Raw genomic sequence first — 223 nt, 5'->3', positions numbered from 1 at the left:
ACCGGCGATGCCTTTGGAGGTGACCATCAGGGTCAATACCAGCAGCAGTTGCTGGCTGAGCGACAGGTCGATGCCATACAGCTGAGCGATAAAGATTGCCGCGATGCTCTGATACAGGGTCGAACCGTCAAGGTTGAACGAGTAGCCGGTCGGTACCACAAAGCTGCAAATCGCTTTCGGTGCGCCGTAGGCTTCCATCTTCTCGATCACGCGCGGCAGCACG

1 protein-coding gene is annotated in these 223 nt (G+C 57.4%); it reads right to left on the bottom strand.

Annotated elements, in window-relative coordinates:
• Positions 1-223 (bottom strand): cation:dicarboxylate symporter family transporter (locus tag KO536_RS24130; RefSeq protein WP_219263264.1); only part of this gene is annotated, 223 nt, incomplete at both ends.

This window comes from Pseudomonas sp. NKUCC02_KPG (assembly GCF_019345465.1).
Classification (GTDB): domain Bacteria; phylum Pseudomonadota; class Gammaproteobacteria; order Pseudomonadales; family Pseudomonadaceae; genus Aquipseudomonas.
The sequence above is the reverse complement of the archived record's forward strand: the minus strand, read 5'-3'. Positions and strand labels throughout refer to the sequence as shown.